Consider the following 10,432-nt stretch of genomic DNA (forward strand, 5'->3'; position numbering starts at 1 on the left):
GGTTGGTGCGCCGCTCGCCCGCTCCATCGGATGTTTCGAGGAAGCCGGTCATGCGGCTGTCCTCGAGATGGGCGTCGAGGAAGGCGAAGGTCTCCTCGCCGAGCCGCAAGGCATCGGGATGGCCCGATATATGGGCGTGCGCCAGCGCCAGCAGCACGCAGGAATGGTCGTAGGCGTCCTCGACCGGATCGGCGACCGAGCCGTCGATGTTGAGCGTGCGCACCCAGCCGCCCCTTGCGGTGCGGCCCTTGCCGGCCATGAAATCGATGCCATGGGCGATCAGCCGGTCGGCCGGGCCGGTCCAGCCGCGCTCCTTGGCCACCGCGAAGGCATAGACCTGGCGGGCCTGGGTGCGCACGCGCTTCGGCTTCATCAGCGGCGAGCCGTCGAAGCCGAGCGCCTCATGGAAGCCACCATTACGCTCGTCGACGCCCGACGTCGACCACAGCGGCAGCGTCTCGTCGAACAGCCAGTGATGCACGCGCTGTCGCCAGGCGCCACTTTCGATGACGCGATCATGCGCCGGCGTGAACCTCGTTTCCAGCCGGCCCGACTTCTCCAGCTGCTCGACGATCTTCTTGACGTGCTGGCTGTGGCTGACGGGTGCCACGAAGGTAGCGTCGGCGGTCGAGACAATGGCGACGTCCTTCATGCCGATGGCCGAAAGCAACCGGCCCTCGCCGCGGATGTAGGAGTTTTCGCAATCGATGGCGACGACATCGCCGACGATCACATTGCCGTCCTTGTCTGAGGGGCCGACGTCGAGCAGCGACTGCCAGGAGCCGAGGTCGTTCCAGCGGAAACCCGCCGGCACCATGGCGATGCCCTTGGCCCGCTCCATGATGGCGTAGTCGATCGAGGTCGAGGGAATGGCGGAATAGAGATCGAGCGGCATATAGAGGCCGGAAAGATCCGATGTCGCCGCCTTGTAGGCGGCTTCGGTGGCCTGCCAGATGCCGGGCTGGAACGCCGCGAAGGCGTCACGCATGGCGCCGGCGCGGAACAGGAAGATGCCGGTATTCCAGTAGAAGGTTCCGGCTTCGACATAGGCTTGCGCGGTGGCGAGGTCGGGCTTCTCGACGAAGCGCGAGACATCGAAGATGCCGTCGGTGTCAGCGGCGACTTCGATATAGCCATAGCCGGTCTCGGGCTGGGTCGGCTTGATGCCGAACACCACTAGACGACCGGCGCTCGCCGCCTCCGCTCCGGCTTCGACGCTGCGCCAGAACTGCTTGGCGGTTGAAATCTGGTGATCGGACGGCACTACCAGCATCAGGCTGTCGCCAAATTCGGCGAGCGTGCGCAATGTGGCGAGTGCGACAGCGGCCGCGGTGTTGCGGCCGGCCGGCTCGAAAAGCGGGCCGCCGCCGGCGAGGTCGAGCCCGGCGAGGTCGACATGGACGCGCTCGGCATGGCGCTCGGAGGCGATCAGGAAGATCGGTGTTTCGCCGGTGGGCCTCGCCGCCAGCCGGCGCAAGGTCTTGGCCAGCATCGAGCCGTCGCCGGAAAAATCGTGGAACTGCTTGGGATTGTCCTCGCGCGACAGCGGCCAGAGCCGCGAGCCGATGCCGCCGCTCATGACGAAACTGACGATGCGCTGGCTCATTTATGTCTCACACTCATAAGTTGTTTTGTCGAGCAACGTACAGCTTTAAGCACTGTTTACCCGATTCGAAATCCGCTCGGTCGCCAGATCGACGAAGGCCTTGACCAGAGGCGAAAGGTGGCGGCTGCTGGGATAGAGGACATAGAGGCCGCCGGCCGGGGTGGTATGCTCCTTCAGCACCCGGCGCAACCGGCCCTCGCCGATAAGTGCTTCCGCTATTCCATAGGGCAGTTGGGCGATGCCATAGCCGGCAATCGCGGCGGCGACGACCGCCTGCATCTCGTTGGCGGCGAAGCGCCCGGAGACCGTGACCGTCTCCTGGCCCTGCGGTCCGTCCAGCACCCAGTGGGCGCCGGCCGCCGAGGGGCCCGCAATGACGCATTGATGGTGCGCCAAGTCCGCCGACGCTTCCGGCGCTCCATGGCGCGCGAGATAGTCCGGGCTGGCGCAGAGTTGCCTGTGCGTCGAGCCGAGCTTGCGGGCGATCAGTGTCGAATCCTGAAGCACCCCGGTGCGGAAGGCGAGATCGATCCCGTCCTCGACCAGGTTGAGCTTGTCGTCGGTCAGGCGGAGCTCGACCTTGGTCTTCGGATAGATCTCGAGAAAGTCGACCACGGCACGGTTGAGGAAATAGGCGCCGAAGCCGACGGGCGCCGAGATGCGGATCGTGCCCGATGGCTCCGCGCTCGCTTCGGCAAGGCGCAGATTGGCCTGCTCGATCGCCCGCAGCGCCTGGCTGCTCTGCTCGTAATAGAGACGCCCCGCATCTGTCATGTTGAGGCTGCGCGTCGTGCGCTGCAGCAGGCGGACGCCGACCTCCCGCTCAAGCGCGGCAATGCGGCGGCTGACCGTGGTTTTGGGCATGGCGAGCAGGCGCGCGGCGGCGGTGAAGCTGCCGGCTTCCACAACGCGGGCAAAGACCACAATGTCGTTGAGGTCGATCATTGTATCCTAGAATGGGACAAAATTTTCCAATTATAGGCAATTATGCATCAATGATGCAAACTCTAACTTTGCTCCACGCAAACAAGGAGCAAACAGATGACCACCAAAAGAGACATTCTGGTGACCGGTGCCACCGGCCAGCAAGGCGGCGCCGTCGCACGCGCCCTTCTTGCCAAGGGCCACAGCGTCAAGGCATTGACGCGCTCGCCGGACGGCAAGGCCGCACGGCAGCTGGCGGCGGCCGGGGCCGAAATCGTGGCCGGCGATCTCTTCGATGCTGCGTCCATCATCAAGGCTGCGAGCGGCGTCGACACCATGTTCCTGATGGGCACCATGACCGAGGCCGGCATGGAGGAAGAGACCCGCCAGGGGATCCTTGCCGCCGATGCGGCCAAGTCTGCCGGCGTCGGGCATCTCGTCTATTCGTCCGTCGCCGACGCCAACAAGAAGACCGGCATCCCGCATTTCGAAAGCAAATATCTGGTCGAGCAGCACATCGAGCGGCTCGGCATCCCCTATACGATCAGCGCCCCGGTCGCCTTCATGGAGAATTTCGCGGCACCCTGGTCGCTCGGCGCGCTGGCCCAGGGCGCGCATGCCTTTGCGGTGCCCGCCAAGCGCCCGCTGCAGCTGGTCGCGCTGGCTGATATCGGCGCCTTCGTCGCTGCGCTCGCCGAGCGGCGCGAGCGGGTGTTCGGCAAGCGCTTCGATTTCGCTGGCGACGAACTCTCCGGCGAAGAGCAGGCGAAAGTGCTGTCGCAGGCCATCGGCCGCCCGATCGGCTACCAGGAGATCCCGATCGCCATGGCCCGCCAGCAGAGCGAGGATGCGGCGTTGATGTTCGAATGGTTCGACAGCGTCGGCTACGACGTCGACATCCCCGCCTTGCACAAGGAATTCCAGGAGGTGCGCTGGCACAGCTTTGCCGACTGGGCGCGCGCGTTCGACTGGAGCATGCTCGATCGGTCAGCCGCCTGATTGCGCTAGGTTTCGGCAAGCGGATCAGCCAGTCCATCGTGCTGGTCCGCTTGCCCTTTTCGCGCAGCGGATCGCTGAGCCAGCCCGAAGATTTCAACAGCCCGCGGCGAATGTGACGAAATGCGACAGACGTACTGCCATTGGCGCTTGCAGGATCGAAAAGCGGCGGCTATAAGCCCGCGGTCTGGTCACGGAGTGTAGCGCAGTCTGGTAGCGCACATCGTTCGGGACGATGGGGTCGCAGGTTCAAATCCTGCCACTCCGACCAGAAAAACAAACACTTAGATGTTTGTTGCCTCCCGCTCCCGAAATCACCCATCTGCGCCGCAAATCGAGCGGAACGGCCTCTGGCCTTCCATTGTGCTCGACAACAGGCTCTCGCTTTGACCTAATGGGGCGGCCCTACCCTGGTTCGACGGGCGTGCGGGACTGAGGAACGGCGAGAGCAGGTGAAAGTATGAAGTCCGCGCCGACGGCAGCGCTCCCATTCACCTTGATCACTGTGCTGCTCGTAGCGGTTGGCTGCTCCTCGAGGTTTGCCTCGATCGATTCGGGCAAATACGACCGCATGAGCTGCCCGGAACTCAACGTCGCGCTCGGCGACACCGCCACCGAGATCTCGCAAACCGCCATCGCACGCGGCAAGGTCGCCAATACCAGCGTGCCGAACTGGCTGCTGGGCGGCGAGCGTGTGAAAACGGTCGTGGCCAATCGCGAAACGGCCAAAATCGAACGACTGCAGCAACAGCAGCAGGCGATAGTCACGGCGCGAAAGCGTCAGTGCGCGTCCACGCAATGATTTGCCTCTGACAGGTGACGTTTCAGATCACGCGCTCATCCGGAAGCGCGCCGTATCGATCGCGGCGTTCATCAGTGTCTGGGTGTAGCCGGCCTGCGGATTGCTGAAGATCGCCTCCGTCGGCCCTTCCTCGACGATCTTGCCCTGCTTCATGACGATGATGTAGTCGGCCATGGCGCGGACCACGGCGAGGTCGTGGCTGATGAACAGGTAGGACAGTTCGTGGTCGGCCTGCAGCTTGCGCAGCAGCTCGACGATCTGCTTCTGCACCGAGCGGTCGAGCGCCGAGGTCGGCTCGTCAAGCACCACCAGCTTCGGCTTCAGGATCATGGCACGGGCGATGGCGATGCGCTGGCGCTGGCCGCCGGAGAATTCGTGCGGATAGCGGTTGCGCGAATTGGGGTCGAGCCCGACTTCGCGCAGCGCCTCGATGGCGCGCTGGTCGCGCTGCTTGCCGGTGAGCGACGGTTCGTGCACCAAAAGCCCTTCGGTGATCACCTGGCCGACGGTCATGCGCGGCGACAGCGAGCCGAACGGGTCCTGGAAGACGAGTTGCATCGCGCGCCGCAACGGCCGCATCGCCTGGCGATCGGCGTCGGAGATGTCGCGGTCGCCAAAACGTATGAGACCGTCGCTGGGCAGCAGCCTGAGCAGCGCGCGGCCGAGGGTCGACTTGCCGGAACCGGATTCGCCGACGATGCCGATCGTCTGGTTGCGCTTCAGGCGGATCGAGATGTTGTCGACGGCGCGCAGCATCAGCGGCTCGCCGGCGAGGAAGCCGCCGCCGATCCTGAACACCACTTCGACATTGCGGCCCTCGAGCATCACTGGGGCACCGGCTGGCGGCGGCGCCTTGGAGCCGGTCGGCTCGGCGGCCAGCAGCATCTTGGTGTAGGCGTGCTGCGGGTTGGCGAAGAGCGTCTCCGCCTCGCCCTCCTCCACCACCTCGCCCTGGCGCATGACATAGACGCGGTCGGCGAAGCGCCTGACGATGCCGAGATCGTGGGTGATGAAGACGATGGCCATGCCGAGCTTGCGCTGCAATTCGGCGAGCAGCATCAGGATCTGCGCCTGGATGGTGACGTCGAGCGCCGTCGTCGGCTCGTCGGCGATCAAAATGTCGGGATCATTGGCGAGCGCCATGGCAATCATGACGCGCTGGCGCTGGCCGCCCGACATTTCGTGCGGATAGGATTTCATCCGCCGCTCGGGATCGGGAATGTGCACCAGTCGCAGCAGCTTCAACGCCTCTTCGCGGGCCTCCGCGACACCCAGCCCGCGATGCCTGCGGATTGGCTCGATCAGCTGGTTGCCGATCGAATAGAGCGGATCGAGCGAAGTCATCGGCTCCTGGAAGATCATGCTGATCTTGCGGCCGCGCACCTTGTTGAGTTCGCTCTTGCTCATCGTCAAAAGGTTGCGGCCGCGATAGTCGACGGCGCCGGTCGCCTCGCCGTTGGCGGCGAGCAGGCTCATCGCCGCCATCATCGTCTGGCTCTTGCCTGAACCGGATTCGCCGACCACCGCGACGGTCTCGCCGGCCTTGACGTTGATGTTGATGCCCTTCACCGCCTCAACGGCACCGTCGAGGGTGCGGAAGCGGACGCGAAGGTCCTTGACGTCGAGGATCGTTTCGGCAGCGGCCATCTCAGCGGTCCTTGGGGTCGAGCGCGTCGCGCAGGCCGTCGCCAACGAAATTCAGCGCGAACAATGTCGAGACGAGGAAGAAGGCCGGGAACAGAAGCAGCCAATTGGCGCTGCCGATGTTCTTGGCGCCTACCGAGATCAGCACACCCCAGCTGGTCATCGGCTCCTGCACGCCCAGACCGAGGAAGGACAGGAAGCTTTCCAGGATGATGACCTGCGGCACCAGCAGCGTCATGTAGATCACCACGGGGCCGAGCAGGTTGGGGATGACGTGGCGCATCAGGATGCCGCGCTGGCCGACACCCATGGCTTCGGCGGCCTGGACATATTCCTGCCTTCGGATCGACAGCGCCTGGCCGCGCACGATGCGTGCCATGTCGAGCCACAGCACGGCGCCCACCGCCAGGAACATCAGCACGAAGTTGCGGCCGAAGAACACCACCAGCATGATGACGAAGAAGATGAAGGGCAGCGAATAGAGCACGTCGACGATGCGCATCATCACCTCGTCGACCCGGCCGCCGGCAAAGCCGGCCGCGGCGCCGTAGAGCACGCCGATCACCACCGCCACGACGCCAGCCAGCAGGCCGATGGCCAGCGATATGCGCCCGGCCATCAGCGTGCGCGACAGCAGATCGCGGCCGGTGTTGTCGGTGCCAAACAGGAAATACTGCTGCTTGATCGACGCGCTCATCGTCGCTTCGAGACCATCCGGCGACTTGCTCTCGATCTTGGTGCCGTCGAAAGCGTCTGAGCGGTCGAGATAGCGGATGTTGCGATCGTCGATCGGCTTGGTCGAGGTGACGGTGACGATGACCCGGCTGCCGTCCTGGTGCCATTCCTTGATGTCGACGCGCATCCGCTTGATGGCGTCGGTAAGCGCGGTCTGGATCATGTCGGGCTTCGGATAGGCCGAAAGGCTCGGCGGCGTGCGCACATAGTCGCCATAGATCGTGGTGTATTCGTGCGGCACCAGGGATGGGCCAAACACGCTGATCAGCGCAATGAAGGCAAGATAATAGAGGCTGAACATGGCGGCGCGGTTGGCCTTGAGGCGCGCCCAGGCATCGCCCCAGAGCGAGCGGCCAACGACGGCCGGGGCCGGGGCTGCGATATCAGTCATAGCGCACCCTTGGGTCGACGACCGCGTACATGACATCGACGATCAGGTTGAAGACGATGGTGAAGATGGCGATCACCACCACCGTTCCCATGACCAGCGTGTAGTCGCGGTTCAGAGCGGCATCGACGAAGTAGCGGCCGACGCCCGGAATGGAAAAGATGGTCTCGACGATGACGGAGCCGGTGAGCAGCGCCGCCGCCGCCGGGCCGGTGAAGGAGACGATCGGCAGGATCGCGCCGCGAAGCGCATGCTTGACCACCACCGACCAGTCGGACAGGCCGAGCGCGCGGGCGGTGCGGATGTGATGGGACCGCAAGCTCTCGATCATCGAGCCGCGCATCAGCCGGGCGACGATCGCGATCTGCGGCAGCGCCAGTGTCAGCACCGGGCCGACCTTGTTGATCAGGGCGCCGTCGCCCCAGCCGCCGATCGGCAAGAGCTTCCAGGTCAGGCCGAACAGGAGCTGGATCACCGGCGCGATGACGAAAGTTGGAATCGTGCTGCCGGCCGTCGCCAGCGCGATCACGGCATAGTCGCCAAGCTTGTTCTGGTTGAGCGCGGCGACGGTGCCGAGCACGCTGCCGAGCAGCAAGGCCAGCAGCAGCGCCGAGGAACCGAGCTGGACCGAGATAGGCAGCCCCTTGGCGAACAGTTCGGTGACGGTGAAATCCGGCATATTGTAGCTCGGGCCGAAATTGCCGCGCAAAAGATTACCGAGATAGTGGACATATTGCAGCCAGAGCGGATCGCCCAGGCCGAACTGCGCTTCCAGATTGGCCCTTATTTCCGGACTCAGGCCCCGCTCCTGGTTGAACGGGCCGCCCGGCGCGACACGGATCAGGAAGAACGCCACCGTCACGATGACGAATAGCGTCGGGATGGCGGTCAACAACCGCCGGAAGACATAACGCAGCATCGGCGCCCCGCTTCAGCCAGGGTGACAGCTCTCCAAACGAAGACCCATAACGCTGGCGTATCTGATCTTCGCACCGGCATTCCCGAAAATCCAACCCGACTTTCGGCCCGGTACGACGACAGACCGCGGCCGCCGCTGCCCAAAATGGGAGCGGCGGCACGGCCAAGGTTTCTTGTCAGTCCTTGGAGATGAAGCGGGACGGATGGATGTCCATCACATTGTCGTCGAAGCCATGCAGCTTCGAGGAAACGATGTCGTGGAAGCTGTAGTAGAGAAGCGGGATCTGGCCAACGTCGTCGACGAGGACGCGCTCCGCCTCGGCCAGCTCCTTCATGCGTTCCTCGGGCTTGCCGCCGGCGGCGGCTGCCTTGTCCATCGCAGCCTCATAGGCCGGGCTGTTGTAGTTGGAGTAGTTGTTGCCGCTCGCCTTGCGCGAGATGCCGAGGAAGGTCTCCGGATCCTTATAGTCGGCGATCCAGGCGGCGCGGGCGACGTCGTAGTTACCCTTCTGCTCGAGGAAGCCGTAATGGGTCTTGGTGTCGGTGTTGAGCAGCGTCACCTCGACGCCGAGCGGCTTCAGCTGCTCCTGGATGGCGACCGCCGTGTTCTTGTGGTTCTCCGAGGTGTTGTAGCGGATCTCCATCTTCAACGGATGCTCGGGCGTGTAGCCGAGTTTCTCGAGGATCTTCTTGGCAGCGTCCTCGCGGTCGATCTGCGGCATGTCGGCGTATTTGGCCACTGCCGGCGTGTATCCCTCGATGCCCGGAGGCACCATCGAATAGCCGGGCAGCATCGAGTTCTGCCAGACTTTCTCGGCGAGGAAGTCGCGATCGATTGCCATCGAGATGGCGTTGCGCAGCTCGACATTGTCCCACGGCGCCTTGTCGGTCTTGATCGCGTAATAATAGGTGCCGAGATACGGACCGACGCGGACCTGGTCGCCGAATTTGGTCTTGAGATCGGCAAGCTGTTCGGTCGGCAGGTCACCATAACTGTCGAGTTCGCCGGCCTCGAAGCGCTTCATCGCAGACGAGCGATCCTCAGTCGGGATGTAGTTGACGACGTCCATTTTGACGGTCCCGGCGTCCCAGAATTTCGGATTCTTGACCAGCTTGAGATGGTCGTTGGGCACCCATTCGGCCAGCGTATAGGCGCCGTTGGAAACCAGCTTGCCCGGCTTGATCCAGTCGGCGCCGAGCTTGTCTATGGAGGCCTTGTTGACCGGATAGGTCGCCTGGTGGGTCAGCATCTCCAGGAAATAGGGCGTCGGCGCCTTCAGCGTCACTTCCAGCGTGTTGGCGTCCACCGCCTTCACGCCCATGTCCTCTGCCTTGCCTTTCTTGGTGTTGAAGTCCTCAGCGCCCTTCACCGGATAGAGCATCGAGGCGTATTCGGCAGCGGTGGCCGGATCTTCCAGCCGATGGAACGAATAGACGAAATCGTCCGCCGTCACCGGGCTGCCATCCGACCAGAGGCCGTCCTTGCGCAGCTTGAAGGTGTAGACAGTGCCGTCGTCGGACACGGTCCAGCTTTCCGCGGCGCCCGGGATGAGGTTCGTCTTCTGGTCATGCATGACCAGGCCCTGGAACAGGTCGCGTATGATATCGGCTTCGTAGACCGTCGACGTTTTGTGCGGATCGACGGTCTCCGCCTCGGCGGCGGATCCGCGGTTGTAAACGGTCTCGGCGAAAGCCGGCGTGTAGAAGGTGCCCGCGGCCAAGGCCATGGTCGTGGCGAACACCGTCGCCTTCAGCACATTTTTCAGCATGAAGTTCTCCCTGTCGGCGCGGCCCCTCAGCCACACCTTTTACGTGTTGACGCCCCTGAACCAATTTTGGTCGCTTTTGGGCGTGCCACCGATCGCTTCCGGCGGCTGGTGGCAGGACACTAGACAGACAGATATCCGATTTCAACCGAGTCGTGCTGTGTGCACGCTTGACGCTAAGTTAGCGCGCAATCGCTAAAACAGCGGCAACTTAAGCAAAAACATGACGTTCAACTTGCTGCACCTAGCGGTTGCTCCATCCGTTTTCTGTTTTTGCAGTGCGGATTTGGCATGCTCCGCACTATGCTGCAGGACCCAAAAAGCCGTGTTTCGTGGTCTCGTTTCCGGGCTGATGCCGTCGGGACAACGGCGGTCGAATTCGCCATGCTGGCGCCGCTTTTCATCCTGCTTCTGCTCGGAATGGTTGCATATGGCATCTATTTCGGAGCCAGCCATTCGGTCCAGCAGATCGCCGCCGACGCGGCGCGAACGGCGATAGCCGGGCTGAACCAGACCGAGCGGCAGGCCCTGGTCACCGATTTCATCAATCACGACGTCGCCGGCTATCCCTTCGTCGACGCGCACAAGCTGACGGTCGACGCCAAGGACAGCGTCATCGACGGCAGCCAGTTCGTGGTTTCGGTGAGCTACGA

Annotated in this window: 9 protein-coding genes and 1 tRNA gene; 4 read left to right on the top strand and 6 right to left on the bottom strand. The window is 63.5% G+C overall.

Annotated features, from left to right (window positions below; all coding sequences use genetic code 11):
* Positions 1 to 1,606: sugar phosphate nucleotidyltransferase (locus tag EN745_RS20825; protein ID WP_127422141.1), on the bottom strand; the 1,606-nt coding region annotated here is incomplete at its 3' end.
* Between the two features lie 45 nt (positions 1,607 to 1,651).
* A complete protein-coding gene (locus tag EN745_RS20830) occupies positions 1,652 to 2,551 on the bottom strand; it encodes a LysR family transcriptional regulator (RefSeq protein ID WP_126055809.1) in 900 nt (299 codons plus the stop codon).
* Between the two features lie 96 nt (positions 2,552 to 2,647).
* Between EN745_RS20830 and EN745_RS20835 the strand changes: the two genes are divergently transcribed.
* The 3 genes from EN745_RS20835 to EN745_RS20845 all read left to right on the top strand — a co-directional run bounded on the left by EN745_RS20835 (position 2,648) and on the right by EN745_RS20845 (position 4,328).
* Complete coding sequence (locus EN745_RS20835; protein ID WP_127422142.1) at positions 2,648 to 3,529, top strand: NmrA/HSCARG family protein; 882 nt, start codon at positions 2,648 to 2,650, stop codon at positions 3,527 to 3,529.
* Between the two features lie 191 nt (positions 3,530 to 3,720).
* Positions 3,721 to 3,797: transfer RNA gene (locus EN745_RS20840), tRNA-Pro, on the top strand.
* A gap of 189 nt (positions 3,798 to 3,986) precedes the next feature.
* Complete coding sequence (locus EN745_RS20845) at positions 3,987 to 4,328, top strand: hypothetical protein (protein WP_127422143.1); 342 nt, start codon at positions 3,987 to 3,989, stop codon at positions 4,326 to 4,328.
* Positions 4,329 to 4,355: 27 nt separating this feature from the next.
* Here the strand turns inward: EN745_RS20845 and EN745_RS20850 are convergent, their stop codons facing one another.
* The 4 genes from EN745_RS20850 to EN745_RS20865 form a co-directional block, all read right to left on the bottom strand.
* Positions 4,356 to 5,975 (bottom strand): ABC transporter ATP-binding protein, encoded by a 1,620-nt coding sequence (locus EN745_RS20850; protein ID WP_127422144.1) that lies wholly within the window; start codon positions 5,973 to 5,975, stop codon positions 4,356 to 4,358.
* 1 nt (position 5,976) lies between these two features.
* Positions 5,977 to 7,098 carry an ABC transporter permease subunit gene (locus EN745_RS20855; RefSeq protein WP_126055812.1) on the bottom strand — a complete coding sequence of 374 codons (1,122 nt, stop codon included), beginning with the start codon at positions 7,096 to 7,098 and terminating at the stop codon, positions 5,977 to 5,979.
* Positions 7,091 to 8,014 (bottom strand): ABC transporter permease subunit, encoded by a 924-nt coding sequence (locus tag EN745_RS20860; RefSeq protein ID WP_126055813.1) that lies wholly within the window; start codon positions 8,012 to 8,014, stop codon positions 7,091 to 7,093. The genes EN745_RS20855 and EN745_RS20860 overlap by 8 nt, the downstream gene beginning before the upstream one ends.
* Before the next feature lie 175 nt (positions 8,015 to 8,189).
* Positions 8,190 to 9,782, bottom strand: coding sequence for a peptide ABC transporter substrate-binding protein (locus EN745_RS20865; RefSeq protein ID WP_126055814.1), 1,593 nt, complete (start codon positions 9,780 to 9,782; stop codon positions 8,190 to 8,192).
* Between the two features lie 381 nt (positions 9,783 to 10,163).
* Between EN745_RS20865 and EN745_RS20870 the strand changes: the two genes are divergently transcribed.
* Positions 10,164 to 10,432, top strand: a 269-nt coding sequence (locus tag EN745_RS20870; protein WP_245487783.1) for a TadE/TadG family type IV pilus assembly protein, incomplete at its 3' end; no start/stop codon positions are given.

The sequence above is a fragment of the Mesorhizobium sp. M4A.F.Ca.ET.022.05.2.1 genome (genome assembly GCF_003998845.1).
In the GTDB taxonomy this organism is placed as follows: Bacteria; Pseudomonadota; Alphaproteobacteria; order Rhizobiales; family Rhizobiaceae; genus Mesorhizobium.

Bases quoted from the DNA above. Each gene is read 5' to 3' on its own strand.
- EN745_RS20830 (WP_126055809.1), bottom strand. From the start codon at position 2,551: ATGATCGACCTCAACGACATTGTGGTCTTTGCCCGCGTTGTGGAAGCC.
- EN745_RS20835 (WP_127422142.1), top strand. From the start codon at position 2,648: ATGACCACCAAAAGAGACATTCTGGTGACCGGTGCCACCGGCCAGCAA.
- EN745_RS20845 (WP_127422143.1), top strand. From the start codon at position 3,987: ATGAAGTCCGCGCCGACGGCAGCGCTCCCATTCACCTTGATCACTGTG.
- EN745_RS20850 (WP_127422144.1), bottom strand. From the start codon at position 5,975: ATGGCCGCTGCCGAAACGATCCTCGACGTCAAGGACCTTCGCGTCCGC.
- EN745_RS20855 (WP_126055812.1), bottom strand. From the start codon at position 7,098: ATGACTGATATCGCAGCCCCGGCCCCGGCCGTCGTTGGCCGCTCGCTC.
- EN745_RS20860 (WP_126055813.1), bottom strand. From the start codon at position 8,014: ATGCTGCGTTATGTCTTCCGGCGGTTGTTGACCGCCATCCCGACGCTA.
- EN745_RS20865 (WP_126055814.1), bottom strand. From the start codon at position 9,782: ATGCTGAAAAATGTGCTGAAGGCGACGGTGTTCGCCACGACCATGGCC.